General features: G+C 38.3%; 24 protein-coding genes. 7 read left to right on the top strand and 17 right to left on the bottom strand.

The annotated features are described in order from the left end of the window. Nucleotides 1–79: 79 nt before the first annotated feature. Both O1Q79_RS05280 and recR read left to right on the top strand, forming a co-directional pair. Nucleotides 80–409, top strand: coding sequence for a YbaB/EbfC family nucleoid-associated protein (locus O1Q79_RS05280; protein ID WP_386690609.1), 330 nt, complete (start codon nucleotides 80–82; stop codon nucleotides 407–409). Nucleotides 410–486: 77 nt separating this feature from the next. Next, complete coding sequence (gene recR / locus O1Q79_RS05275; RefSeq protein WP_386690606.1) at nucleotides 487–1,086, top strand: recombination mediator RecR; 600 nt, start codon at nucleotides 487–489, stop codon at nucleotides 1,084–1,086. Between the two features lie 23 nt (nucleotides 1,087–1,109). Here recR and O1Q79_RS05270 read toward each other — a convergent pair whose 3' ends face one another. The 9 genes from O1Q79_RS05270 to O1Q79_RS05230 form a co-directional block, all read right to left on the bottom strand. Beyond that, complete coding sequence (locus O1Q79_RS05270) at nucleotides 1,110–1,724, bottom strand: DUF1919 domain-containing protein (RefSeq protein ID WP_386690604.1); 615 nt, start codon at nucleotides 1,722–1,724, stop codon at nucleotides 1,110–1,112. 106 nt (nucleotides 1,725–1,830) lie between these two features. Continuing rightward, nucleotides 1,831–2,619, bottom strand: coding sequence for a cell envelope integrity protein TolA (locus O1Q79_RS05265; RefSeq protein ID WP_386690602.1), 789 nt, complete (start codon nucleotides 2,617–2,619; stop codon nucleotides 1,831–1,833). 1 nt (nucleotide 2,620) lies between these two features. Continuing rightward, on the bottom strand, nucleotides 2,621–3,007 hold the full coding sequence (gene exbD / locus O1Q79_RS05260; protein WP_132302270.1) for a TonB system transport protein ExbD: 387 nt from the start codon (nucleotides 3,005–3,007) through the stop codon (nucleotides 2,621–2,623). Nucleotides 3,008–3,025: 18 nt separating this feature from the next. Continuing rightward, nucleotides 3,026–3,481 carry a TonB-system energizer ExbB gene (gene exbB, locus O1Q79_RS05255; RefSeq protein ID WP_386690600.1) on the bottom strand — a complete coding sequence of 152 codons (456 nt, stop codon included), beginning with the start codon at nucleotides 3,479–3,481 and terminating at the stop codon, nucleotides 3,026–3,028. A 503-nt stretch (nucleotides 3,482–3,984) separates the two neighbouring features. Next, nucleotides 3,985–6,555 carry an ATP-dependent chaperone ClpB gene (clpB, locus tag O1Q79_RS05250; protein ID WP_386690597.1) on the bottom strand — a complete coding sequence of 857 codons (2,571 nt, stop codon included), beginning with the start codon at nucleotides 6,553–6,555 and terminating at the stop codon, nucleotides 3,985–3,987. A 139-nt stretch (nucleotides 6,556–6,694) separates the two neighbouring features. After that, a complete protein-coding gene (locus O1Q79_RS05245; RefSeq protein ID WP_386690595.1) occupies nucleotides 6,695–7,876 on the bottom strand; it encodes a GIY-YIG nuclease family protein in 1,182 nt (393 codons plus the stop codon). Beyond that, nucleotides 7,876–9,870, bottom strand: coding sequence for a DEAD/DEAH box helicase (locus tag O1Q79_RS05240; protein ID WP_386690593.1), 1,995 nt, complete (start codon nucleotides 9,868–9,870; stop codon nucleotides 7,876–7,878). Before O1Q79_RS05240 ends, O1Q79_RS05245 begins: the two co-directional genes overlap by 1 nt. Next, entirely contained in the window at nucleotides 9,867–12,500 is a 2,634-nt protein-coding gene (locus O1Q79_RS05235; RefSeq protein WP_386690591.1) for a DNA methyltransferase, read from the bottom strand. The genes O1Q79_RS05240 and O1Q79_RS05235 overlap by 4 nt, the downstream gene beginning before the upstream one ends. After that, the gene (locus O1Q79_RS05230; RefSeq protein ID WP_386690588.1) at nucleotides 12,487–12,681 is read right to left on the bottom strand and encodes a hypothetical protein; all 195 of its coding nucleotides are present in this window, start codon (nucleotides 12,679–12,681) and stop codon (nucleotides 12,487–12,489) included. Before O1Q79_RS05230 ends, O1Q79_RS05235 begins: the two co-directional genes overlap by 14 nt. A 211-nt stretch (nucleotides 12,682–12,892) precedes the next feature. Here O1Q79_RS05230 and dapF point away from each other — a divergent pair, with 211 nt between their 5' ends. From dapF to O1Q79_RS05210, 4 genes are read left to right on the top strand one after another with little or no spacing between them, the layout of a single operon-like run. Further along, entirely contained in the window at nucleotides 12,893–13,717 is an 825-nt protein-coding gene (dapF, locus tag O1Q79_RS05225; RefSeq protein WP_386690585.1) for a diaminopimelate epimerase, read from the top strand. 31 nt (nucleotides 13,718–13,748) lie between these two features. Continuing rightward, nucleotides 13,749–14,444 carry a DUF484 family protein gene (locus O1Q79_RS05220; protein ID WP_386690583.1) on the top strand — a complete coding sequence of 232 codons (696 nt, stop codon included), beginning with the start codon at nucleotides 13,749–13,751 and terminating at the stop codon, nucleotides 14,442–14,444. 12 nt (nucleotides 14,445–14,456) lie between these two features. Further along, complete coding sequence (gene xerC / locus O1Q79_RS05215; RefSeq protein ID WP_386690580.1) at nucleotides 14,457–15,341, top strand: tyrosine recombinase XerC; 885 nt, start codon at nucleotides 14,457–14,459, stop codon at nucleotides 15,339–15,341. 10 nt (nucleotides 15,342–15,351) lie between these two features. Then, a complete protein-coding gene (locus O1Q79_RS05210) occupies nucleotides 15,352–16,065 on the top strand; it encodes an HAD-IA family hydrolase (RefSeq protein ID WP_386690578.1) in 714 nt (237 codons plus the stop codon). On the opposite strand, the gene O1Q79_RS05205 is transcribed toward O1Q79_RS05210, so the two are convergent. From O1Q79_RS05205 to lpcA, 6 genes are all read right to left on the bottom strand, one after another. Further along, entirely contained in the window at nucleotides 16,054–16,479 is a 426-nt protein-coding gene (locus O1Q79_RS05205; protein WP_132302279.1) for an EamA family transporter, read from the bottom strand. The two genes, O1Q79_RS05210 and O1Q79_RS05205, sit on opposite strands and share 12 nt — an antisense overlap. A 263-nt stretch (nucleotides 16,480–16,742) precedes the next feature. Next, nucleotides 16,743–17,426: an arginine ABC transporter permease ArtM gene (artM, locus tag O1Q79_RS05200; RefSeq protein WP_386690575.1), complete on the bottom strand. Its 684-nt coding sequence runs from the start codon at nucleotides 17,424–17,426 to the stop codon at nucleotides 16,743–16,745. After that, complete coding sequence (gene artQ, locus O1Q79_RS05195) at nucleotides 17,426–18,097, bottom strand: arginine ABC transporter permease ArtQ (RefSeq protein ID WP_386690572.1); 672 nt, start codon at nucleotides 18,095–18,097, stop codon at nucleotides 17,426–17,428. Before artQ ends, artM begins: the two co-directional genes overlap by 1 nt. Beyond that, a complete protein-coding gene (locus O1Q79_RS05190; RefSeq protein ID WP_386690570.1) occupies nucleotides 18,097–18,813 on the bottom strand; it encodes a transporter substrate-binding domain-containing protein in 717 nt (238 codons plus the stop codon). The genes artQ and O1Q79_RS05190 overlap by 1 nt, the downstream gene beginning before the upstream one ends. A gap of 30 nt (nucleotides 18,814–18,843) precedes the next feature. Further along, entirely contained in the window at nucleotides 18,844–19,572 is a 729-nt protein-coding gene (gene artP / locus O1Q79_RS05185) for an arginine ABC transporter ATP-binding protein ArtP (RefSeq protein ID WP_386690568.1), read from the bottom strand. A 381-nt stretch (nucleotides 19,573–19,953) separates the two neighbouring features. Continuing rightward, nucleotides 19,954–20,538, bottom strand: coding sequence for a D-sedoheptulose 7-phosphate isomerase (gene lpcA, locus O1Q79_RS05180; RefSeq protein ID WP_386689997.1), 585 nt, complete (start codon nucleotides 20,536–20,538; stop codon nucleotides 19,954–19,956). A 180-nt stretch (nucleotides 20,539–20,718) separates the two neighbouring features. On the opposite strand from lpcA, the gene cdd reads away from it, so the two are divergent. Beyond that, nucleotides 20,719–21,198: a cytidine deaminase gene (cdd, locus tag O1Q79_RS05175; RefSeq protein WP_386690565.1), complete on the top strand. Its 480-nt coding sequence runs from the start codon at nucleotides 20,719–20,721 to the stop codon at nucleotides 21,196–21,198. A 51-nt stretch (nucleotides 21,199–21,249) separates the two neighbouring features. Here the strand turns inward: cdd and O1Q79_RS05170 are convergent, their stop codons facing one another. Beyond that, on the bottom strand, nucleotides 21,250–21,642 hold the full coding sequence (locus tag O1Q79_RS05170; protein ID WP_386690563.1) for a GFA family protein: 393 nt from the start codon (nucleotides 21,640–21,642) through the stop codon (nucleotides 21,250–21,252). A 40-nt stretch (nucleotides 21,643–21,682) separates the two neighbouring features. Next, the gene (gene mfd, locus O1Q79_RS05165; protein ID WP_386693310.1) at nucleotides 21,683–25,129 is read right to left on the bottom strand and encodes a transcription-repair coupling factor; all 3,447 of its coding nucleotides are present in this window, start codon (nucleotides 25,127–25,129) and stop codon (nucleotides 21,683–21,685) included. Nucleotides 25,130–25,132: the final 3 nt, after the last annotated feature.

Here is a 25,132-nt window from a genome sequence, read left to right as displayed (position 1 = left end):
TAATTACTCGCATTCTCTTGTAGAATGTTGTTTGATCAGATAAAATACGCCCACTTTTTACCAATTTAAGGAAGATAACATGTTTGGAAAAGGCGGAATTGGCGGCTTGATGAAACAAGCGCAACAAGTGCAAGAACGTATGCAGAAAATGCAGGAAGAAGTGGCTCAGCTTGAAGTAACAGGTGAATCCGGTGCAGGTTTAGTTAAAATTACGGTGAATGGTGCACATAACTGTCGCCGCATTGAAATTGATCCAACATTAATGGAAGATGATAAAGAAATGTTGGAAGATTTAATTGCAGCCGCTTTCAATGATGCCGTTCGTCGTGCAGAAGAACTGCAAAAGGAAAAAATGGCAGGATTAACCGCGGGTATGAACTTACCTGCTGGTTTTAAAATGCCGTTCTAAGTAAAAATTTAAGATTTTTTCACCGCACTTTTAACGATATGTATCAAAAAAGTGCGGTGTATTTTTAAGGAATTTTTATGCAAAGTAGTCCGCTATTAGAAAATTTGGTGGAACATTTACGTTGTTTACCTGGGGTTGGACCAAAATCTGCTCAACGTATGGCATACCATTTGTTACAACGTGATCGTAGTGGAGGCATGAATTTGGCTCGGGCGTTAACTGATGCCATGTCAAAAATTGGGCATTGTTCCTATTGTCGTACATTCACTGAAGAAGAAATTTGTAATATTTGCGATAATCCACGTCGTCAGCAGTCGGGTTTGCTTTGTGTGGTGGAAATGCCGGCAGATATCCAAGCTATTGAACAAACAGGGCAATTTTCAGGACGCTACTTTGTGTTAATGGGGCATTTATCCCCTTTAGATGGTATTGGTCCTAGAGAGATCGGGTTAGATTTGCTACAACAACGGTTGCAATCAGAACAATTTAATGAAGTGATTTTAGCCACTAATCCAACCATTGAGGGAGATGCAACAGCAAATTATATTGCTGAAATTTGCCAACAACAAGGTATTAAAGCCAGTCGTATTGCTCATGGTATTCCCGTTGGCGGTGAGCTTGAAATGGTAGATGGCACTACATTAACTCACTCATTCTTAGGAAGACGAGAGTTGTAGCAAAAAGAGTGCTGATATGCACTTTATTTTTGATTAAACCAGCTTACATAATCAAACTGATCATAATATTTTTTACCCAATAAACCTGAATAATCAAACAAATCACCCACTTGATCTTGTTGTTCAAATCCTTTGATATAAAATGCGGATTTTAATTCTGGATAAGGCTTATGAGTAAACGCCACTTTATGCACAAAAGGCAATGCCTCAAATTGTTGTAAATGTTGGTAAGTGCAACCATCACGATCCGTCATGATAATAAACAGATTATCCCAATTTATTCGTTGTGAACGCATTTGCCATTTTTGTTTGGCTTGTTGTTCCGTCTCATAGTGCATAAAATGAATGGTTATGTCTGCTAATTTGCCTATGGGATAATTTCTATCGCTATGAATAAAGGCTAATTCTGCTTGCTGATAGTATTCAATATTACGTAAATAACGAATAAAATCCTCCGGTTCTAGATAAAGATTGACGAATGGTGAATGAAATGGCTGATGGAGATCATGTAATATTAAGGCACCATTACAGTTGCTGGCGATAATTGAAAAATTACTATTTTTTAACCGCACTTGATTGATTTTATTGATATACGGACGGAAAAGTTTATTGATAAAATTTTGTATTTTCTTTAACATGAGTAGCGACCATTAGATAACTGCATTGAGTAAGTATGTTATCATATTTGATAAAACAAAAAAGCTGAATTCAATACACCTGAATTCAGCTTTTTAGTATTATATACTATTGAATTTTAAATTGTACTGGTACACTCACCGAACTTCCCATTCCGGCGGGACGTGGACCAATAGATCTCGCACTTTGCACTGCTTGTAATGCCGAATTATCTAAGTCTTCAGAACCAGAAGATTTGGCGACTCTAACGCTACTGATCGAACCGTCTGTACCAAGATTGAATGCTATCACCACAACACCTTGTTTACGCATCATTTTAGCTCGTTGTGAATATTTTTTATGGCGTTCAATTTCACGTCTTAATGCACTTTGGTAAGCACTAATTTCTGACGTACTTGTTCCACTACCTGCTAAATTTGGGTTATTGGTTGTTACGTTATTGGAGGTTGATGTCGCTTGCGAATTTACCGCAGCATTTCCCTCCCTGACAGCATCTGCTTTTACGGCATTAGGATCAGGTTTAGCAATAACTTTATTTACTGGTTCTTTTGGTTTTTCTTTTGGCTTCTCTTTGGGTTTTTCTTTAGGCTTTTCCTTTGGTTTTTCTTTTTTCTTCTCAGGCTCTTTGGGTTTTTCTGGCTCTGGTTTGATGGTTGGATCTGCTACAATTTCTATCTTTTCGGGTTCTGGCTCTTTTTGTGGTTCTACTTCTGGTTCGGGGGCAGGTTCTTCAATGGTTGTTGCCATCATCATTTGCATAGAGATGTTGGTATCTAACACTCCAGCCACTTGGCTATTCGCCGCATCCTGATTAACAACGAGAGAGAATAATACTCCCCCCAATCCACAGTGAAACACCAATGAACCGACAAAGCCCAGTAATGAATCTTTCTTCATTTTACTTGCCTTTGTCTTTCATGGTGACAATCGCCACATTGGTAATTTGATTTTTAGCCATTAAATCGGTAATAGAAACAAAATTTTGAAATGTTGCATTTGAATCTACTTTCAAGGTGACTTTTTGGGTTTTATCCCAACTTTCAATTTCTTTTTCTAATGCTTCTTGTGTAATGGGTTTATCATTAAAAAAGATTTCGCCCTGTTCTGTTACAGTCAATAATTTAGCTAAATCATCCGATTTAAACGCTACCGTTTGTGATGCTTTAGGCACATTCACCTGAATTTTGCCCTGTGAAATAAAAGAAGCAGTAATTAATACAATAGCTAGCAAAACCAGCATAATATCAATAAATGGAATAATGTTAATTTCGTCAAATTTTTTCATTTCAACATTACTCCAAAATTATTGTTCAATGTGTTTTGAGCTATTTAATGCTTTCCATTTCAAACGGTTAACTTCTACTTTACGCCCCAACGCACTGTAAAATACCATGGATGGAATGGCGACTAAAATGCCGATTGCAGTGGCTTTTAAGGCTAAAGAAAGGTGTAACATAATGGAAGATGCATCAATATCTCCACCAGCATTACCTAATTCATAAAATGTTAATAGGATACCGATAACTGTTCCTAGCAAACCAATATAAGGTGCATTTGCCCCAATAGTTGAAATAATGGTTAAATGACGGTTAAGATCAATATCAAGAGCATGAATATTGTTATAACTTGTGACTTTAATTTTACTCAGGAAAATATAACGTTCAATAACAAACCAAACCATAATAAAACTCATTAAACCGAGTAATCCAATAATGATGTAATCACTATAATCTTTTAAAAAATCAAATAATGCTGGCATAGCCACTTTCCTTTGTCTAAATAATTAAGAACTAATTGATAACTAATTTCAATTGAATGTTGGATTGTAGCAAATTCACATGATGAGATAAAGAATATTTTTTATTTCGGATAAAACTATATAAGGAAAGAGGTTAATTTTCGTAACACCGGAAAACAACAAACCCCTAGATATATAGACAGGGGTTTGTGTATAATTCCTTTCGTGCTATCGGCGACCTGAGCAACGTGTTTGCTTAGCCGTAGCACGTTGCCTAGTCGTCTTAGTCCTATGGCACTAAGGGGGTAATTTATGTGAAAACATCAGAAACTATTGCTCTGATGATACTAGCTCTTCTGCTAGTAGGGGCTTTCAGTACTCGGTTTGTAGCCATTTTCGATGTACTGTTAGCAGTTCTCAATAAATAGCCTAAACGGCTATGGAAGTGGGTAGGGTAGCAACCTACCCACGACTTTCTGTATTATAATCCTTTCATTTCAAATTTCAACCATTTGATCTTTTATTTACTGAACAGCCACCACTTGACCACCCACATAATCCACCGTAATCACCTGATCAGGTAACAATTTACCCGACAAGATTTGTTGTGCCAATGGATTTTCGATTTCTTGTTGAATCGCCCGTTTCAATGGTCTTGCCCCATAAATTGGATCGTAACCCACTTCACCAATGAAATCTAACAAGGCATCACTAAATTGTAATTGATAGCCGTGATAAGCCATACGTTTAGTTAAGCGTACTAATTGAATTTGAGCAATGGCTTTAATGTTTTCTCTGGCAAGAGGATGGAACACCACGGTTTCATCAATACGGTTGATAAATTCAGGACGGAAATGACTTCCGACCACGGATATCACAATTTCTTTCATACCGTCATAACCCAAATCTTTGTTCTCTTGAATTAAATCCGAACCCAAGTTGGATGTCATAATCACCACGGTATTACGGAAATCCACCGTGCGACCTTGTCCGTCAGTCAAGCGTCCATCATCCAACACTTGCAATAAAATGTTAAACACATCGTGGTGTGCTTTTTCCACTTCGTCTAATAAAATGACGGAATACGGACGGCGGCGAACGGCTTCGGTTAAATAACCGCCCTCTTCATAGCCCACGTAGCCTGGAGGTGCACCAACCAAACGAGATACGCTATGTTTTTCCATAAATTCGGACATATCGATCCGCACCATCGCATCTTCATCATCGAATAAGAAATTCGCCAAGGTCTTGCAAAGTTCGGTTTTACCCACCCCAGTCGGTCCAAGGAACAAGAATGAGCCAATCGGACGATTTGGATCAGATAAACCTGCCCGACTACGGCGAATGGCATTGGCAACGGCTTCCACGGCTTCACCTTGCCCGATCACCCGTTTATGCAATTCATCTTCCATTCGTAATAATTTTTCTTTTTCCCCCTCCATCATACGAGAAACAGGAATCCCTGTGGCACGAGAAAGCACTTCAGCAATTTCTTCATCTGTTACACGATTACGCAACAAAGTCATTTCTTTACCATCAGCTTTATCCACTTCCGCTAACTGTTTTTCAAGATTTGGAATAATGCCATATTGCAATTCGGACATTTTATTCAAATCGCCAGCACGACGAGCTTGCTCCATTTGGGTACGAGCATTTTCTAACTCTGCTTTAATATGTTGTGTGCCAGAAAGGGCGGCTTTTTCGCTTTTCCATACGTCTTCCAGCTCGGCATATTCACGTTCTTTTTCCGCTAGCTCCGTTTCCAAGGTTGCCAAGCGTTTACGGCTGGCATCGTCTTCTTCTTTTTTCAACGCCTGTTGTTCCAATTTTAATTGGATAATACGGCGATCGAGTCTATCCAATGGTTGCGGTTTAGAATCAATTTCCATGCGAATGGAACTGGCTGCTTCATCAATTAAATCAATGGCTTTATCTGGCAATTGGCGATCCGAGATATAACGATGCGAAAGCGTTGCCGCTGCCACAATGGCAGGGTCAGTAATCTGTACGTGGTGATGCAACTCATAACGCTCTTTCAAGCCACGCAAAATCGCAATGGTATCTTCAACAGTCGGCTCGTCCACAAACACTTTTTGGAAACGGCGTTCCAAAGCAGCATCTTTTTCAATATATTGACGATATTCGTCCAACGTAGTCGCCCCCACGCAATGCAATTCGCCCCGAGCCAAGGACGGTTTGAGCAAATTGCCAGCGTCCATCGCCCCGTCTGTTTTGCCAGCCCCGACCATGGTATGAATTTCATCAATAAATAAAATCACCCGACCTTCTTCTTGAGCAAGCTCTTTCAACACCGCTTTTAAACGTTCTTCAAATTCACCGCGGTATTTCGCCCCTGCGATCAACGCCCCCATATCAAGGGAAAGCACTCGTTTATTTTTCAACCCTTCAGGCACTTCGCCATTCACAATACGTTGTGCCAAGCCTTCCACAATTGCGGTTTTACCCACCCCAGGTTCACCAATTAACACAGGGTTGTTTTTGGTGCGGCGTTGCAATACCTGAATAGCACGGCGAATTTCTTCATCACGCCCAATCACAGGATCGAGCTTGCCTGACTCTGCCCGTTCAGTTAAATCAATGGTGTATTTTTGCAATGCCTGACGGCTTTCTTCTGCATTTTGATCGTCCACTTTCTGCCCCCCACGAATTTGTTTAATCGCCTGTTGTAAACTCTCTTTTTTTGCACCGCACTTGCGTAAAATCTGGCTCAAGCTGCCGTTATCTTCTAATGCGGCTAACAAGAAAATTTCAGATGAAATAAATTTGTCTTGTTGCTGTTGAGCGATTTTGTCGCAAAGATTTAAAATATTCACCAACTGCCGAGAAATCTGCACATCACCGCCATTACCTGATACTCGTGGTAGCTTATTGAGTTCATTATTTAATTCATTGCGTAATAAACTCAAATTCACCCCAGATGCAGTTAAAATCGGAGCGATTGAACCGTCTTGTTGATTTAACAGCGCGGTCAATAAATGCACAGGTTCAATAAACTGATTATCTTTACCCAACGCCAAAGATTGTGCTTCGGCAAGGGCTTGTTGGAATTTTGTAGTAAATTTTTCAATATTCATAATATTTTCCTTAAAAATAGGTAAGTTGTTACTGTCATTACTCTATATGATCTCTTTTTAAGCAATTTCAAGGATTATGTTAAATTAAATTTGAATATGTTATGAAATTTTCACTATCCTACCACCTACTAATAATTCTCTATTTTATCACCAATTCACAAGTGATATTATTCATTCGATACTGACTAGTCGTGCCATTTAATAATGCTTCAATCACTTGTTCAATGGTTTCCAATTTCACGTTAAACCACTCTTTTGGTTTATAAGCGAATCCAGTTTTGCTGATTAAGGTTAATTGCAAACGTTGTGCATAAAGAAATTCGTGCAATAACGTTTCTAAACGGTGGGGATTTAATGCATAACATTCAAAACTAACCACAGGCACAACCTTACTTTCTAAAAAAGCAATATCATTTTCACAATTTTGTAAACGTTCTTCCACTGTATTTGTGGTAAAACCTATTTTATAAAGATCTCGATAATTAACTAACTCAGGTTTAGGATTCACTAATTTAGCCACGTAAATATATCCCGTTCGTTTGTTAAATAACTGACTATAATAACTATTTCGATGATTTTCATCTTTAAACATTAAACGACGACTTGCTTCATCTTTATATAACGCAACACTCAAAGAACGAGATAACATATTTGATTCTGTTCCATTAGAAAAAATAATTCTTAATCGATACGTTTTTCGCTCAGATTGACGCTCTTCATCTTGTTTATTTACAACAAAACATAATAAACCTTGTAAAATAAATATATCCCCAACTCCAACGCTTTCTGTTTTCTGACGCTTACTTATCATTTGTTTATCATCCATTAAATTTTGAATAAATTGGAATATCGGGGAGAATTTTTCAAACTCATCACAAACAGAGCGCGTTCCCACAGGATCATCAATTGTGTTTTTCACTTTGTATTGTGGGCTAACATTAACCAGTTGTAAAATTTCTTGATTAGGCAAATCCAACAGTCCCAAACTATCATCCGAAAAAATATCATCTAACGAATCAATACTTTTCTTTTTTTCACATAATAATCCAAATCGATCAAATTCAGCGAGCTTTTCGCAACTATCAGGATTCTTGCGAATATTATTCAAACGTCTGGTTAAACGAACTTCATCTAAATGTCCTGTTGAATCTGGCTCACGTTGATGTTTTTCAAAAAATGCTACAATTTCATTAAAATTATTGATAAGTGTATTCTCAATAGTATGTGATACCAATGCTTTTACATTACCAAATAAATTAAAATCATCATTATCAAATATCTCATCAAGCGTAGGATTTTTTCTATCGATAGCTAATTTCATTATTGTTCCTGTGATAATCTCTTACGTTTTTCATTACGCAACCAAATAATAGCTTCTGCCATTCTTTTTTCTAAGGGATAGTTTGCTGTTAAACTCGGTTCTTTGTTATTTTTACGCATAAAATCTTGAATACGTTGCCATAGCATTAACGCTTCCTGTTCTGTCATCGCAATTTTGCTTACGCTTGCTACTGACTGAATCGTTTTTAACATTTCAGGCGTAACGGATTTCGATAATATCTCATAAGCATTTTGGAATGGGTTGATCGCCTGAATTAAATCAAGATCTAATTTCTCAATATTAATAAATCGTTCACCCATTTTGACAAACTGCTTATTTACTACATATTCGCCACTTGGTTCAGCGACACCATCAATTACCGCATCTTCAGGTAAATCTTCACCATTCACCACGCCACCAAGCTGTCCGATTGTCATCGCTTGCAACATACCTACTTGAACTTGCTCAATTTCCTGTTCATTTAAATCAGGATAACGTTGTTTAATCACCTGTGGTAACAACACTTCACTTAAGGTTTCAGGGGCAACATCATTTGTCATAATGGCTTTGGTTTCTTGTTGTAATAATGCAGCCATAATTTCTTCTTTTCCGCCGTTTAATATTTTCATTACACGATCGGAAGGGCGTTGAACGGTATCATCAACAATTACTGTCCCTACAGGTAATGTTTCATTTTCTGTAACTTCAGAACGACGACGGAATGTAATATTGGGCGCAAGCACTTGTTCCATTAACAAAGATAATGTAATTGCTTTCAGCAAATTATTTACCGCATTTTTTACATCTTCATTTTCTGCGTCAGGTTGTGCAATTAAATTTGTAAAACGTGCCGATGTTTTGCCAATACAATCTCGTGTGGCTCGCCCAATAATTTGTACCACTTCAGTCAATGAACTACGGTAGCCAATCGTTAAAGCGTGTTCACAAAAAGTCCAGTCGAAACCTTCTTTCGCCATATTTAACGCAATAATAATATCCATTTCATCGGCTTGTTTAATATTGCGTAAATAAGCTAATGTTTTAGATCTCACTTCAGGATCATCATTGACTAAATCAGCCACTTTCAATAACTCTCCTGTTACTGTTTTTAATGTGAAAACATTCGTGTTTGGATCAACTTCGACAATATCACCAATAATATCTAAAATTCTATCCACTTCATCATATTTGTTTTTAGTCGATTCCGCTGAATTAACATTTGGAATATGAATAATGGTTTTTTTAGTTAAATCGAGCACTTCTGATAACGCATTATCAAAATAACTGCCTATATAAAAATGATAACCTAAGTCAATCGATTTTAAATAACGATAACCATTTAATTGTTCGTAATAAGTATAAACCACCGTATCAAATTTTAACTCATCTTCAGGGGTTAGAATCGGCATAGCATCACCACGAAAATATGAACCTGTCATAGCAATAATATGGGCATTGCTTTGTTGCATAATTTTATCTAATCGCTCGCCCAATTTATTATCTTCGTGGGCTGAAACGTGATGAAATTCATCAATTGAAATTAAGCAATCATTAAATTCTGTGGCATCTAATTGTTCCGTCGCAAAGCGCAAAGTTGAATGGGTACATAATAAAATACGTTCATCTGGCTGTTGCATAAAGCGTTTAAAAGCTTGTACTTTACTTTTCTCGTCCATTTCCATTTGACACAAATTATTTTGTGGCAAAATTTCCCAATCTTTAAAAAATCCAAAATGGCTTAATGGCGTATTCGCAAATGATCCGCCGATTGACATTTGCGGAATGGCAATAATCGCCTTGCGTAATCCTTGTTGATAAAGTTTATCCAATGCCAAAAACATCAAGGCTCGCGATTTTCCACTGGCTGGCGGGGCTTTAATCAATAAATATTGCGAATGGCGTTTTTCAAATGCGCGTGCTTGCATTTCACGCATCCCCATTGCGTTAAGTTCAGTACTTTTGCCTGTTTGCTGATATTCAAAATGTGCGGTCATTTTTTTGTCCCTTTTTGCAAATTTTTAACTAACTGTTCATAACGTTCAAATAAAAATTCAACACGCTCTGAACTATCTTTGAACGGCTTATCACGATAAAGTTTTTCTACCGCTTTATCTAATGTTTGATGCGCTTGTTTTAATGGTTCTGGCATTGTGTCTGGATCATATAAATAAGCCAAGTTTTTATCAGGATAATCTTCTCTCACCAATAAAATCTCTTGAGATAATTTACTAATTTCTGCCTTTTGCTTCTCAGTTACATCAGGAAAAGGAAAGTTGTTATAAATGACTTTTGCCGAATATCTATAACGACTTTCCAATCTTCCCGCCACCACTCGCATAAAATCATTATGCATTTCGGAAGTTAAAATGCCAAATTCGTAGAGTGTGGCGTTTGGTACAATTAAATTTGCATTACTTGAAATGACATCACTATTAATAAAACCGATCGGAATATACTCTCTATTTTCTGATGATGTGCTAGGGATTAAAATATATTCTCCAGACACTGGCTGTCGAATTTCACCAAAAAGATGTGGTGTTTTAGCTAAACTCCTAGTTGCTTCTCTTGGGCTACTAGATCTACTATTTTTAACACCCAAAATCCTATTTACTATTGACTCAATATTCATTACATTTTTTTCATTGACTAGCCACAAACAGTATCTTTGCTTATTTTTTATAAACTCATCTGCACCAAGAAATTTTCTTATGTATTTTTTTACATTTGGATCTTTTTGTAATAGTTCTTTTTTCTCTTTTTCATCTAGCAATAAAAAACCACCATCATTAGGCATACTACCAGAGTATATTTCTGATATTTCACTAATATTATCTCTTCTAGATTCAATATAAATATTTTTACCATTTATTATATATGGGCTTATATTTTCCACATTCTCGGATAAAAGTTTATTATTTATTTCATCATAAATAATCTTCTTATCATTATTCTGTGAAGATAAGCCAATGATAATTGTATGTACAGCTGCATTTTCTCTAGCTGAATTTTTCCAGATAAAAGATCTATAAGCGAATTTTATGCTAACATTTAAAGCAAAGATCCTTTTCCATAAAATAGGGACTTGCTCACCTTGGCAAATTGAACTGGTAGCTACAAATGCTACTTCTGATACACTATCTCTTATATATTTAGCCCCTTTCATAAACCAATTTGTAACATAATCAATATTTTTATTTATATCACCAAATACTAACTTTATATCTAATGTTTGATCCAAAGTTCTCCCTTGCTTCCCCCCAAATGGCGGATTACCAATAATATATACTTCATCGTTTTCACGATTTTTGCGTGGACAAAATACTTCCCAATTTTCACGCAAGCTATTACAACATTTAATCGATTTAATATTTTTTAAGGGTAAAGTCGGTGCACGAATACCTAATTCATCTGCCATTTGTTGATGCATTTGATGTTCCGCAAGATAGAGCGATAAACGTGCAGTTTCACAAGCAAAATCATCAATTTCCAAACCATAAAAATGATCGAGATGAATACCACTGAACATTGATTTTGTTTGGCTAAAATTCTTCATTATCTCAATTTCTAATTTGCGTAATTCTTTATAAGCAATAATTAGGAAATTCCCCGAACCACAAGCTGGGTCAAAAATTTTAATATCGCTAATGCGTTGTAAAAGTGCGGTGAGTTTTTTATCTCTTTCAGGGGATTGCACTAATACTTTGAGTTTATCTAACTCTTGATAAAGGGGCTCAAGAAATAGCGGTTTAATCACCTTCATAATGTTTTTTACGGAAGTATAATGTTGCCCTAATTCAGCACGCTGTTTTGGATCTATAACTGATTGAAACATTGAACCGAAAATATCTGGATTAATTTCAGACCAATCTAATTGAGCGCAATTTAATAATAAACGGCGAGATTTGGCATTAAATTCAGGAATTTGATATTGTTCAGCAAATAATCCGCCATTCACATAAGGCAATCTTTGTAAAAAAGCAGGATAAGTTTGTCGTTTAGTATCGTTTTCGTCTAAATTTAAAATATGAAAACAATCGTTTAATAATTCCGATAATTGCGAACCCTGTTCATCGGTATAATTTTTAATAAGTGCAGTAAAAGACTGCTTTTCAAAAATATTCGTATCTTCAGCAAAGAAACAGAAAAGTAAACGAGTAAGAAAAATATTAAGAGTATGCTGATCTAGCTCATTATTATTTTTAATTGCATCAAAGAGTTTCCCCATTTGATACGCTGCCTTTGTATCAGCTGGATTTTCAGCGGTTAATATTGCTTTCTCAAAACCTGCAATAGGTAAAAAGAAATCATAATTTTGATATAACTCAGCAAAGGGAATTGACAACTGTTCTTGTGCTTTTATATCATAAGCTTCAATATTTATAAAATCAGTTATAAAAATAAAACGAATTTTGTGAGTAGTAATAATATCCGCATTTTTTAAATTTTCTAACTCATTAAATAAATTTGCATTGTCAAATATAGGTTTAAAATAGATCTGACGAATAAACGCTACTTCACCAAATTCTGGATTAAGTGCTTTATTAGTATTTGAAGTGTTATTTTTTAGTTTAGTGATCGTACTTTTGGGAATACTAAAAATTTGCAGAAAATCAAAGATAAACAATGAGTTCCGTTCCGTTCCGTTCCGTTCCGTTCCGTTCCGTTCCGTTCCGTTCCGTTCCGTTCCGTTCCGTTCCGTTCCGTTCCGTTCCGTTCCCATCGTTTTCGATCTTAGGTACCCTTGTCAAGTTTTTTTTGACTAATTTTTCGAGATTTTCATAAATTTCGGTAGGATTAAGTGCCATTGGTTATTCCTGATAAGTAATAATATTTGCTAAAAATAGCTATGAAATTCAACTAACTATTCCAAGCTCAAAAGTGTACTCCGAATGTAAGCATAACGTCAATAATTTCAATTAATCGGAATTTCCGAATAACTGTATTAGATAGATTTACTCAACGCCCTTTGCCGATTATAATGCCAAATAACATAAACGAATTTTAAGGATGAAAACAATGCAGTTTTCTAAAATGCACGGCTTAGGCAATGATTTCGTGGTGGTGGATGCAGTGACACAGAATGTCTATTTTCCTGAAGAATTGATCAAAAAACTGGCTGACCGCCATCGTGGTATTGGTTTTGATCAGTTGTTAATCGTTGAACCGCCTTACGATCCTGAATTAGATTTTCATTATCGCATTTTTAATGCAGATGGGAGCGAAGTTGCCCAATGTGGCAATGGAGCGAGATGTTTTGCTCGTTTTGTGCTACTTAAAGGCTTAACTAATAAAAAAGATATTGCCGTCAGCACTGCAAAAGGCAATATGATGTTATCCGTGTTAGATGATGATAATGTGCGAGTTAATATGGGGGAACCTGTTTGGCAACCCAATAAAATTCCGTTTATTGCCAATAAATTTGAGAAAAATTATATTTTACGCACTGAAATTCAAACTGTGTTTGCTGGAGCTGTATCGATGGGGAATCCCCATTGTGTCGTACAAGTAGATGATATTGTCACTGCCAATGTGGAGCAACTCGGTCCATTGTTAGAGAATCATGAACGCTTTCCTGAACGTGTTAATGCGGGTTTTATGCAAGTGATCAATCGCAATCATATTAAATTGCGGGTGTATGAACGTGGTGCTGGTGAAACACAGGCTTGTGGCAGTGGGGCTTGTGCAGCGGCAGCAGTGGGGATAATGCAAGGATTGTTAGATAGCCAAGTACAGGTAGATTTATCAGGCGGTAGTCTGATGATTGAATGGCAAGGTGAAGGTTATCCTCTTTATATGACAGGTTCAGCAACTCATATTTATGATGGTGTGATTAAACTGTAAGGCACTTTTTTAGGAAAATGGGGGGAAAGAAATGAGCGAAAATATTTTAGAACAACAAGTCGTAAAATTTCTGCAAAACACACCGCACTTTTTTGCTCAACATTTAGATTTATTAGACACATTGGTCATTCCTCACGCTCAAAAAGGCTCACTTTCATTAGTGGAAATGCAATTAGAACGCCAACGAGAGCAGATTAAAATCTTACAAAGCGAACTCGCCATTTTTCAACAATTAGCTCATCAAGAACAGGATATTTTCTTCGCTTTAATGCCGTTACAGAAAAAATTAGCCAGTGCGGAAAATCTTGAGCAAGGTATTGAAATACTAAATCAGTGGGCGAGAAAATTTGATTTACAACAGGTTAAACTGTTGTTATTTCGGGATAAATGGCAAGGGGAACAAATTAGCGATAAGAACTGGTTAGATCGCAAAGGCTTTGAATTGATTCGCCTTGAACGTTTTGGCTTACGCCGTTTTTATTTGGGCGAATTGAGTAATCGAGAAAAATCCTTACTGTTTTTGTTAGATGAATTGCCAGTAGGATCAGTGGCTTGCTGTTTGCTTGGGATTAAACCTAATCAGCATCAAGCTAATGGTATTTTGCTGTTTTCTGCTCGTGATACACAACATTTTTACAACGGACAAGACACCGCTTTTCTTTCTCATTTAGTGGATATTGTGGAATTGCATTTACACCGTTGGCTATTGCCCTGCGAAAAACAATAGCGAGAAAGCATAATGGAACAATGGCTACAAAAATACTACGATTTCTTACGTATTGAACGTCAACTGAGCCACCATACTTTGACGAATTATCAACGTCAATTAGCCGTGGTGCTAATCTTGCTGAATGAACAAGGGATTCAACATTGGCAGCAGGTTACGCCAAGTGTGGTGCGATTTATATTAGCCAGTAGTAAAAAATCTGGCTTACACGAAAAAAGCCTTGCTCTACGTTTGTCGGCGTTGCGGCAATTTTTAAGTTATTTAGTGGTGCAAGGGGAATTAAAGGCTAATCCAGCGATAGGCATTTCCGCCCCGAAACAAGGCAAGCATTTGCCGAAAAATATTGACAATGAACAAGTGGCTAAACTGTTGAATAATAACAGTAAAGAGCCGATTGATGTGCGAGATCGAGCTATGTTGGAATTAATGTACAGTTCAGGTTTACGTTTATCAGAATTGCAAGGATTGAATTTAACCAGCCTAAATATACGTACTCGAGAAGTGCGAGTGTTGGGGAAAGGTAATAAAGAGCGGATTTTGCCTTTTGGTCGCCACGCTTCAACGGCGATTCAAGATTGGCTCAAAGTGCGGTTATTATTTAACCCGAAAGATGATGCCTTATTTGTGAGTTCCCTTGGCAATCGAATGTCGCACCGTTCCATTCAAAAGAGGATGGAAATTTGGGGTATTCGTCAGGGTTTAAATGCTCACCTCAATCCGCACAAACTCCGCCATTCCTTTGCTACTCACATGCTTGAAGCCAGTTCTGATTTGCGAGCTGTGCAAGAGTTATTAGGGCATAGTAATCTGGCAACAACACAAATTTATACTCATTTAGATTTTAAACATTTGACTGATGTTTATGATCAGGCACATCCCCGTGCGAAAAGAAAATAGGAAAAACATAATGAAATTCTACCGCACTTTTACCCCTTTCAAGGTTATCAGCTTTGATCTTGATGATACGCTTTATGATAATGTCCCTGTGATTTATCAGGCAGAACAGCAATGTATCGAATTTCTGCGAAATGCAAGCCAAATTGCAGAATTAGGCAATGAAATGTGGTTTTCATGTAAACAACAGATTTTCCAACAAGATCCGATTTTCTGTGAAAATGTGACCGAATGGAGAATTAAAACTATTCATACGGTGTTACAAAAACACGGTAAAAGTGCGGTGGAAATTGAGCAACTTTGTAAAGCGTGCATTGAACATTTTCTACATTGGCGACATAAAATTACCGTACCACAAACCAGTATTAACCTACTCAACCAACTGAAAAAACGTTATCCTTTAGCGGCTATCACCAATGGCAATGTTGATCCATTACGTATTGATTTAACCCAATTTGATTTAATTTTGTGTGGTGGCGTACAAGGTCGAGCCAAACCTGAAGCTGATTTATTTCAACAAACTGCCCAGCATTTTGGTATCAAAACAAGTGAAATTTTACATGTTGGCGATAATTTGATTACCGATGTACAAGGTGCAATTCAAGCGAGTTGCCAAGCGGTCTGGTTAAATCTATCAGGCAAAGGCATAAGTCAATTTAGTGAAGCAAGATTATTGCCTAGTGTGGAAATGGCTGACTTAACTGAGCTACTTTTACTACAAGGCTAAGACTAATACACCAGATAAAATCAAAATTGATCCTATTAATAGTTTTAAGCTAAAAGGTTCGCCAAGCACCACAATCCCTAAAATAATCGCAATCACCACGCTTAATTTATCAATCGGAGCAACCCAAGAGGCGGGGGCGAGTTGTAAAGCTCGGTAATAACAGAGCCACGACAAACCCGTAGCAACCCCCGAAAGCACTAAGAATGTGAAAGGACGAGCAGCGATATGTTGTGGCAGTTGCCATTCGTTACGCATAGTAATAATGCCAGCTACAACAAAGAAAATTACGATAGTGCGGATGAATGTCGCAAGATTGCTATTCATGCCTTCTACCCCAAGTTTACCAAAAATAGCTGTTAATCCTGCGAAAAAAGCAGAACCGATAGCGAACCAAAGCCAATTTGTTTGGAACATTTTTTCTTCCTTTTATCCAATATGTCCCCGTCTTTGCCGCCTGAAAATCCATAAATTTTTAGGAAAATGGCATCTGTTTGAGCGTAGCGAGTTCAGCCATTTTCCGTTAAAAAAATTTATGGATTTTCAGGAAACAAGGCAAAATCGGGGCGTGTTTCTTTTTGCTTACTTTTGCTTTGCACGAGCAAAGAAAAAGTAAGTCGCCATCGGCGAAATCCGATCTTAATAAACACAAAAAGCGTGACAAAAACAAGAAAAAATAATTAGGCTTTCGTCACTTCCAATCGCTCAAAACGTAAAACGTGGCGTTCTAAACGACGTAATAAAAGGGTCGCAATGCCAGTAATCACTAAGTAAATTACCCCAGCTAAACCATAAATCGTAATGGCATCGTATTCCGTACCATAAAGCTGTCTTGCATAACCCATAATATCCATTAAGGTAATCGTGGAGGCAAGGGAAGTGCCTTTAAACACTAAAATAATTTCATTGGTATAAGAGGGTAATGCACGTTTTAATCCATAAGGCACTAAAATTTTTAGCGTTTGCCAACGGCTTAAACCTAATGCCGCACAACTTTCCCATTGACCTTTAGGAATCGCTTTCACCGCCCCATGAAACAGTTGAGTAGAGTAGGCAGCACTGTTTAAAGCTAAGGTTAACATAGCACAGAACCAAGCATCTGACAATAATAGCCAACATGGACTATTCACAATCCATTGAAATTGCCCTGGACCTGAATAAATCAGAAAGAATTGGACCAATAATGGCGTACCCGTGAATAAAACTAAGTAAAAATTCACCGCACTTTTAACGATTTTATTTCCCAGCGAAAGCAAAAAGGTGAGCAATACCGCTAATACAAATGCAATGGTTAAAGATACGGCGGTTAAGATCAAACTGGTTGGAATGCCTTGTGCAATAACCGATAAATAATCTTGCCACATTATCTCACCCCACGTTCAAATTTAGTGAAACGAATTTCAAGTTTGCGAATAAATACCTGACTAATCAAGGTGATACAAAGATAAATAAAGGCTGCCAAGGCATACCAAGTAAAAGGTTGGTGAGTTCGAGTATTGATTAATTCCGCTTGTCGCATCAGATCGTTCACACCGATTAAGGAAATTAACGCTGTATCTTTTAATAGCACTAACCATTGATTACTTAAACCCGGTAAAGCGTGTCGCCATACTTGGGGTAACACAAGCCGAATAAAAGTATAAGGACGGCTTAAACCAAGTGCCGCACCACTTTCCCATTGCCCCACTGGAATAGCTTGAATTGCCCCGCGTAAGGATTGAGAAGCGTAAGCTGCAAAAATAAGAGAAAGGGCTAATACGCCGCAACTAAAGGCACTAAATTCCACATATTCGCCAGTAATTTTTTCCACTAATTCGGTTGAACCGAAATAAATCAGCAACACGACAATAATTTCGGGCAAACCACGCAATAAACTGACAAATATAGAGGTTGGAGTACGCACACAAGCCAGTTTATTCATCTCAAGTGCGGTGAAAATTAACGAAAAAAATAAGCCCACAATCAGCGAACAAACCGCTAACCCTAAGGTCATTAGGGTAGCGGAATACATTAAAGGGAGATAATCGAAAAACATTATTTCGCTGTCATCCATTTATCATAGATTTTTTGATATTCACCACTAGCTTTTACCGCGGCTAGTCCTTTGTTTAATTGATCAACTAATGCTTTATTTTTTAAGTTAACAGCAATGCCTAAACCATTGCCGAAATAACTTTGATTTTCAACTTTTTCACCAGATAATGCTAGATCATCATTATGATTAATCATATCCAATAACACTGGCATATCACCAAAAATAGCATCAATACGACCATTTTTAATATCTAACACAGCTTCTTGTAATGACGCATAAGGTTTTGGTGTATATTTAGTTTCTTTCACAATATAACTTTGGAATGTCGTACCATTTTGTACACCAACGGTTTTAATTGAATTGAAATCAACCCCTTTTTTGGCAATAAAGGTTGCAGCACTCGCAAAATAAGAATCACTGAATAATACTTGTTTGGCACGAGCTTCGGTAATATCAATCGCCGAAATAGCCGCATCAAAACGTTTTTGTTTTAAACCTTGAATTAATGAATCAAAGGCTTGACTTTGGAAAGAGCAGTTGGCTTGAATTTCTTTACAAATCGCATTTGCCACATCCACATCAAGACCGATAATCTCGCCTTTCTCATTGGTCATTTCGAATGGTGGATAACTTGCTTCCATGGCAAAGCTAATATCTTTCGCTTGAGTAGCCAATGCAGTACCGACTAAAAGTGCAGTTAAGAGTAATTTTTTCATAATGTTATGTCCTTGTTATTAATATAAGAGTTAGTGAGAGAGATATTGTTTAAACTGTTCAGTTTGTGGATTTTCAAAACAACTGGCATCACCTGCTTCCACAATATGCCCTTGTTCCATATACACCACTTTGGTTGCCACTTTGCGAGCCACATTGACTTCGTGAGTGACAATCACTTGAGTAATTCCAGTTTGTTGTAATTCCTGAATAATCGACACAATTTGAGCAGTGATTTCAGGATCTAAAGCAGCGGTTGGTTCGTCAAATAACAACACTTGCGGTTTCATCATCAACGCCCGAGCAATCGCCACACGTTGTTGCTGACCGCCTGAAAGCTGTAATGGAAAACGATCGGCGTGTTCTTCCAAACGTAAACGGGAAAGTAATTCCATCGCTTGTTGTTTGGCTTCGGCTTGCGTTAAGCCTAAAATTTTCATTGGTGCTTCAATTAAATTTTCTAATACCGTAAAGTGTGGCCATAAATTATATTGTTGAAATACCATGCCGACATTTTTGCGTAATTGTAAAATTTGTTTTGGATCGCTTTTTTGGGATAAATCAAATTGATTGTTAGCAATATTTAATTGCCCTGAAGTCGGGACTTCTAATAAATTCAAGGTTCGAATCAAGGTACTTTTGCCTGCACCACTGGGACCGAGTAATACGATGGTATCGCCGTCTTCTGCACTTAGGCTAATGTCAAACAGTGCTTGGCTTGATCCGTAAAAGAAATTGAGATTTTGAACACTAATAGTCATTGATGGATGTTCTCTTTATTTGTGAATTGAAAATATATTACTTATTTTTGCATAAGTATGCAATGTGAAATGTTAAATTTGAATAAAAATTTATTTGTTGGGTTTCGCCATGTTCCTTACTTTTCTTTGCTTGTGCAAAGAAAAGTAACAAAAGAAACACACCCCGATTTTGCCTTGTTTCCTGAAAATCCATAAATTTTCTTAACGGAAAATGGCTGAACTCGCTTCGCTCAGACAGACGCCATTTTCCTAAAAATTTATGGATTTTCAGGAGGCAAAGACGGGGACCCTGTTTTAGGCAGGGAAAAATGACGGGGGCGGATACATAGATCCGCCCCGATGAGTGCGATTAAAATTTAATGGAAAACTGCGGTCAAAAATTTACGAATTTTTTGCCATTTCAAATTCAATTAACATCATTAAAATATGAATCACTTTAATATGAATTTCTTGAATACGATCTGCATAACGGAAATGAGGGACACGGATTTCAACATCGGCTAAACCTGCCATTTTACCCCCGTCTTTGCCAGTCATTGCAATCACTTTCATACCTTTGGCTTTCGCGGCTTCAATGGCATTTAAGATGTTTTTAGAATTACCAGAGGTGGATAACCCAAATAACACGTCGCCTTTTTGCCCGACAGCTTCCACATAACGAGAGAATACATATTCATAGCCAAAGTCATTACTCACACAGCTCAAATGGCTGACATCAGAAATCGCAATGGCAGGATAACCTGGGCGATTTTCACGATAACGCCCTGTTAATTCTTCCGCAAAGTGCATTGCATCACAGTGCGAACCGCCATTACCACAAGACAACACTTTACCGCCTTGTTTGAAGCTATCCGAAATGAGAAGAGCAGCTTGTTGAATGAGTTTGATGTTATTTTCATCAGCAATAAATTTATTTAATACATCTTGTGCTTCCACTAATTCGGCTTTGATTTGATCTAAGTACATATTTTCTCCTTTTTCATAAACATAACTTAGCGGTTAAAATTGTATAGCAAAAGTGCGGTGAGAATCCATTAAATTAATAAAAAATAACAATTTTGTTTCGGTTTGAATGCTTAACTACTTTGAGTGTATAATAAATCTTAACAACTTTAAAATAACGTTCTGATAGATTAGGGGAAAAACATGCAAAAACAACTTAATATAAATTACCAGAATTTCAAATCATACAATGAATTAAACGACATTGAAAAAAAACTGTTTGATGCGGCAAAGGCTGCCAGAAAGAAAGCCTACGCCCCTTATTCCCATTTTTTAGTAGGTTGTGCCATGTTGTTGGAAAATGGCGAAATTATTTCAGGCAACAATCAAGAAAATGCGGCGTATCCCTCTGGATTATGTGCAGAAAGAACCGCTATTTATTGGGCTTCAGCGAATTATCCAGATCAAAAGATTTTAAAAATATTTGTGGTCGGTGCACCAGAAGATGAAATGAAAAATAGCCCTGTTCCGCCTTGTGGGGCTTGTCGGCAAAGTATTTTGGAATACGAAACCAAACAAGCACAAAATATTGAAATCTATTTTGCGTCTATCTCTGGTGAAATTTTTAAAACGTATTCGATCAAAGATTTATTACCGTTTAATTTTGATGTGTCTTTTTTGTAATGATGTTCACACCCAAGTGATGGTGGGTTTACCCCACCTATCATCTAATGACTATGCCATTTTTTCCAACACTTCCGCTTCGGTCAATTTCGGTACATCATTTTTTAGTTCATAAAAAGACGGCTTTTTGTCGATAAAAATTTCATCTGCCAAGGTAAACGTGGTTTGCCCGTAAAATAAGCCAGTGGAAACATAATAATGTTGCGTACCCAACATGTGATAATAAAGATGTGAGCCACAATTTCGGCAAAATGCACGTTCTGCCCATGGGGAAGATTGATAACAAGCAATATGTTCGCTTCCTGTGGTTTCTATTTTTTCACTATGAAATGAAAATAATGGACCGCTGTTCCAGCGTTGACACATACCGCAATGGCAGACACTGGCGTTTTGATTATCGGCAACCGTAAGTGTGATGGCACTGCATAGACATTGACCTTTCATGATGTTATTCTCCTTTGATGATATTTATCATAGTTCGATTTTACCACAAACTCCCCAACAAATTCTTGATAAATTCCAACCGCACTTTTGCCTGTTCTAAATTGCAAGTAAAGCGAAATTTCGTTGGTCCGTCAAATTTAAATACCGCAGGTTGCTGTTTGATTAAGGCTAAAAACTTCATCGGATCAATATCCGCCGTTGGGTTAAATTCTACAAAGCCACCGTGCGATGTGGCATCGATTTTGATGACTTTCAGCGGTTTCGCCATTAAGCGTAGTTCGGCGATTTGCATTAAGTTTTGGGTCGGTTCGGGCAATAAACCAAAACGGTCAATCAATTCCACTTTCAATTCATCAAGGGCGGCTTTGTTTTCTGACCCTGCAATACGTTTATAGAAAGACAACCGCATATTCACATCGCCCAAATAATCATCAGGTAACAGGGCAGGTACACGCAAATCAATTTCCACTTGCTGTTGGGTGAGTTCGTCCAAACTTGGCTCACGCCCTTCTTTCATCGCTTTCACCGCACTTTCCAGCAATTCCATATACAGGCTAAAGCCAATGCTTTCAATTTGTCCGCTTTGTTCTTGCCCGAGTAATTCGCCAGCCCCACGAATTTCTAAATCGTGGGTCGCCAAAATAAAGCCAGCCCCGAGATTATCCAAACTTTCAAGGGCTTCAAGGCGTTTTACTGCATCTTTGCTAATCAATTTTGGTGGCGGTGTCAGCAAATAAGCGTAGGCCTGATGATGAGAACGCCCCACCCGTCCACGCAGTTGGTGCAGTTGTGCCAAACCGAAATTGTCGGCTCGCTCAATAATAATGGTATTCGCCGTTGGTACGTCAATGCCTGTTTCAATAATGGTGGAGCAGACCAACACATTAAAGCGTTGATGATAAAAATCCGACATCACTCGTTCAAGATCCCGTTCTCGCATTTGCCCGTGACCGATAGTCACCCTAGCTTCAGGGACAAGTGCGGTGATTTTTTCTGCACATTTTTCAATGCTTGCCACATCATTATGCAAATAATACACCTGACCGCCACGCAGGATTTCACGCAAAATGGCTTCCCGAATAATCAAATCATCCGCTTGTCGCACAAAGGTTTTAATAGTTAAACGGCGGGCTGGTGGCGTAGAAATAATCGACAGATCCCGAATGCCGTTCATCGCCATATTGAGCGTGCGTGGAATCGGTGTCGCAGTCAGGGTCAGAATGTCAATATTGGCACGCAGCTGTTTGATTTTCTCTTTTTGGCGTACGCCGAAACGGTGTTCTTCATCAATAATCAGCAAACCGAGATCGCTAAATTTCACATCCGATTGAATCAGTTTATGGGTACCGATCAGAATATCCACCTTGCCATCGGCGAGATTGTCCAAAATCTGCTTTTGTTGTTTGGCGGTTTTAAAGCGTGACACCATTTCCACATTGACAGGCAAATTGGCAAAGCGATCTTTGAAATTGTCAAAATGTTGTTGAGCCAAAAGCGTCGTCGGCACTAGCACTGCGACCTGTTTATGATTCATCACCGCTAAAAATGCGGCACGCATTGCCACTTCGGTTTTGCCAAAACCCACATCGCCACACACCAGCCGATCCATCGCTTTCGGTTGACACATATCGGAAATCACGGCGTTAATTGCCATTTCTTGATCAATGGTTTCTTCAAATGGAAATGTTGCCGCAAAGGCTTGATATTCTTCCCGATCATAGTGGAACGCGAAGCCTTTTTTTACTTCACGTTCCGCATACACATCTAACAGTTCCGCCGCCACATCACGGATTTTTTCTGCCGCTTTGGAACGGGCTTTTCCCCAGGCATCACTGCCGAGTTTATGCAAGGGGGCGGTTTCATCGCTACCGCCCACATAACGGCTGATTAAATGCAGACTGGCGACAGGCACATACAATTTTGCATCGTTGGCATAAGTCAACAGCAAATATTCCGCTTTCACACCAGCATTTTCAAGGGTGACTAAACCGCCGTAACGCCCCACTCCGTGATCCAAATGCACCACGGCTTGCCCAATTTTGAGTTCTGCCAAGTTGCGAATGAGCGTATCGGGATTGACGCTTTTGCGTTTGTCACGGTGGCGTTGTTGGACACGAGAGCCTAATAATTCGTTTTCAGAAATTATCGCAATTTTGACCGCACTTTTTTCTGATGTTTCTAGGATAAATCCCTGATCTAATGGGCTGATTTGTAAACTAAATGGTTGCCTTAAAACATCGTTAAAATCATTAATCTGTTTCGGCTTAATTTTCAATGGTGCTAATACATCTAATAATGTTTCTCTCCGTCCTTCGCTTTCCACCGAAAATAAAATTTTGCCGTCAAATTGTTCGATAAATTGGCGTAATGCCTGTAATGGCTCTTTTTGTTGGGCTTGAATTTGCAACTCAGGCAACGGACTTACGGTTAAATTGGTTTGCCGAATGGATTTTTTCAGCGTTTCGGTTTTTAACGAAATGCGTGGATATTGCTTCAAACGGCGGTTAATTTCATCAATTTTGAGCCAAAGTTGATCGGGAGGTAACAGCGGTCGCATTGGATCCACTTTGCGACTTTCAAAACGGCTTTCCGCATCTTGATAAAACCGCTCGCCTTGGGTTTGATAGCCGTCAAGATCCACAAACAGGGTGTTTGGCGGCAAATAATCAAACAAGGTCGCCATTTGCTCAAAAAACAGCGGTTGCCAGTATTCAATGCCCGACACCAGCGTGCCTTTGCTCACTTGCTGATAAATATGCTCGGGATCACGGCGGATTTCGCCAAAGGTTTCCCGAAATTGGCTGCGGAAAAATTCAATGCCACGGCTATCGGTAGGAAATTCGTGAGCAGGCAACAGATTAATTTTGTCAATTTCAGTCAGCGTGCGTTGGCTGTCCACATCAAAGGTGCGAATACTGTCAATTTCATCATCAAAAAAATCCAACCGAAACGGCTCGTTACTCCCCATTGGAAACAGATCCAACAGCGAACCCCGTACCGCAAATTCGCCCACTTCCAATACCTGCTCCACCGCTCGATAGCCCGCATTTTCAAGGTTCAACCGCATTTTTTCGATATTCAGTCGATCGCCTTTTTTAATCAACAGCACATTTTGGCTTAAAAATGACGGTGGACAAAGGCGTTGCATTAAGGTAGTAATTGGCAAAATCAACACGCCCGATTTGGCTTGTTGCAAGTAAAACAGACTACTTAGCCGTGCGGAAATAATGTCTTGATGGGGAGAAAAGGCATCATAAGGCAAAGTTTCCCAATCGGGAAACAGTTGCACGGCTGGCAAAGTTTGGCGTAAAAGTTTTTCCAAACGCACTGCAGTTTTGCTGTCTTGCGTAACGATAACGGTTAGCCCTTGATATTGCTGGGCAATTTGGCTTAAAGCAAAACTGTCTGCACCTGCAAGGACGTTGCCGAGCAGTTTGTGATCTTGGGGTTGAGTGGGGATAGTTAAATCAAAATAATCTATATTCATAAA

The sequence above is a fragment of the Lonepinella sp. MS14434 genome (assembly GCF_042468235.1).
Lineage (GTDB): Bacteria > Pseudomonadota > Gammaproteobacteria > Enterobacterales > Pasteurellaceae > Lonepinella.
This window is presented reverse-complemented; position numbering and strand designations above follow the sequence as displayed.

Bases quoted from the DNA above. Each gene is read 5' to 3' on its own strand.
- O1Q79_RS05280 (WP_386690609.1), top strand. From the start codon at position 80: ATGTTTGGAAAAGGCGGAATTGGCGGCTTGATGAAACAAGCGCAACAA.
- recR (WP_386690606.1), top strand. From the start codon at position 487: ATGCAAAGTAGTCCGCTATTAGAAAATTTGGTGGAACATTTACGTTGT.
- O1Q79_RS05270 (WP_386690604.1), bottom strand. From the start codon at position 1,724: ATGTTAAAGAAAATACAAAATTTTATCAATAAACTTTTCCGTCCGTAT.
- O1Q79_RS05265 (WP_386690602.1), bottom strand. From the start codon at position 2,619: ATGAAGAAAGATTCATTACTGGGCTTTGTCGGTTCATTGGTGTTTCAC.
- exbD (WP_132302270.1), bottom strand. From the start codon at position 3,007: ATGAAAAAATTTGACGAAATTAACATTATTCCATTTATTGATATTATG.
- exbB (WP_386690600.1), bottom strand. From the start codon at position 3,481: ATGCCAGCATTATTTGATTTTTTAAAAGATTATAGTGATTACATCATT.
- clpB (WP_386690597.1), bottom strand. From the start codon at position 6,555: ATGAATATTGAAAAATTTACTACAAAATTCCAACAAGCCCTTGCCGAA.
- O1Q79_RS05245 (WP_386690595.1), bottom strand. From the start codon at position 7,876: ATGAAATTAGCTATCGATAGAAAAAATCCTACGCTTGATGAGATATTT.
- O1Q79_RS05240 (WP_386690593.1), bottom strand. From the start codon at position 9,870: ATGACCGCACATTTTGAATATCAGCAAACAGGCAAAAGTACTGAACTT.
- O1Q79_RS05230 (WP_386690588.1), bottom strand. From the start codon at position 12,681: ATGGCACTTAATCCTACCGAAATTTATGAAAATCTCGAAAAATTAGTC.
- dapF (WP_386690585.1), top strand. From the start codon at position 12,893: ATGCAGTTTTCTAAAATGCACGGCTTAGGCAATGATTTCGTGGTGGTG.
- O1Q79_RS05220 (WP_386690583.1), top strand. From the start codon at position 13,749: ATGAGCGAAAATATTTTAGAACAACAAGTCGTAAAATTTCTGCAAAAC.
- xerC (WP_386690580.1), top strand. From the start codon at position 14,457: ATGGAACAATGGCTACAAAAATACTACGATTTCTTACGTATTGAACGT.
- O1Q79_RS05210 (WP_386690578.1), top strand. From the start codon at position 15,352: ATGAAATTCTACCGCACTTTTACCCCTTTCAAGGTTATCAGCTTTGAT.
- O1Q79_RS05205 (WP_132302279.1), bottom strand. From the start codon at position 16,479: ATGTTCCAAACAAATTGGCTTTGGTTCGCTATCGGTTCTGCTTTTTTC.
- artM (WP_386690575.1), bottom strand. From the start codon at position 17,426: ATGTGGCAAGATTATTTATCGGTTATTGCACAAGGCATTCCAACCAGT.
- artQ (WP_386690572.1), bottom strand. From the start codon at position 18,097: ATGTTTTTCGATTATCTCCCTTTAATGTATTCCGCTACCCTAATGACC.
- O1Q79_RS05190 (WP_386690570.1), bottom strand. From the start codon at position 18,813: ATGAAAAAATTACTCTTAACTGCACTTTTAGTCGGTACTGCATTGGCT.
- artP (WP_386690568.1), bottom strand. From the start codon at position 19,572: ATGACTATTAGTGTTCAAAATCTCAATTTCTTTTACGGATCAAGCCAA.
- lpcA (WP_386689997.1), bottom strand. From the start codon at position 20,538: ATGTACTTAGATCAAATCAAAGCCGAATTAGTGGAAGCACAAGATGTA.
- cdd (WP_386690565.1), top strand. From the start codon at position 20,719: ATGCAAAAACAACTTAATATAAATTACCAGAATTTCAAATCATACAAT.
- O1Q79_RS05170 (WP_386690563.1), bottom strand. From the start codon at position 21,642: ATGAAAGGTCAATGTCTATGCAGTGCCATCACACTTACGGTTGCCGAT.
- mfd (WP_386693310.1), bottom strand. From the start codon at position 25,129: ATGAATATAGATTATTTTGATTTAACTATCCCCACTCAACCCCAAGAT.